The sequence below is a fragment of the Vibrio sp. 2304 genome (assembly GCF_033339475.1).
Classification (GTDB): Bacteria; Pseudomonadota; Gammaproteobacteria; order Enterobacterales; family Vibrionaceae; genus Vibrio; species Vibrio alginolyticus.
Map to the genome: position 1 here is coordinate 1 of NZ_JAWOUQ010000114.1, position 551 is coordinate 551.

General features: G+C 51.0%; 1 protein-coding gene. It reads right to left on the minus strand.

Annotation, left to right across the window (positions count from 1 at the left end; translation table 11 throughout):
• Positions 1–130: 130 nt before the first annotated feature.
• Positions 131–551, minus strand: a 421-nt coding sequence (locus tag R7P64_RS24530) for a hypothetical protein (protein ID WP_411979339.1), incomplete at its 5' end; no start/stop codon positions are given.

Sequence of the window (551 nt, forward strand, 5' to 3'; positions counted from 1 at the left end):
TCATAACTTGTTTCGCCAGAGATAATCCTCGTTTTCAAACATTCATAACGAGGTACTCCACTAGGATCCATTCCCTCAAGTCTTAGTGATGCTTCCGCTTTTCGAAACCCTTCACGGCGCTGCTTTTCACTCATCGGCTAATACCTCTGTCAGTTTTCTGACGTTGCTGGCGTTCCTGCTCCCGTTCAAGCTGGCGCTGTTTTTCACGATCGTGATTCTGTTTCTGGAACGTCTGCGCCATCGTCAGAATATGGGTCATCTGCTCCCGGGAAAGTCCTTTAAAAGGCTCTGTAACGCTCTGTAGGCGTTTTTGCTGCGAATCCATAGTCTTCTGTAGATCGCGCGCTCTTTTGGCATTCTGGGCGCTCTGAGAGGCCATAGCGATGGTTCCTGCAAAGCCATCGTTCACTGCCTGGCTTAAACGTTTGGCTATGGCTGCCTGATCTTCCACGTCTTTGGTGAAAATACCCTTCCGCAGTACACGCGGCTCCAGCGCCTCCGGTGAGATCGATACCTGGCTACGGGTGCCACGGTTTATCGACTCGTAGTAG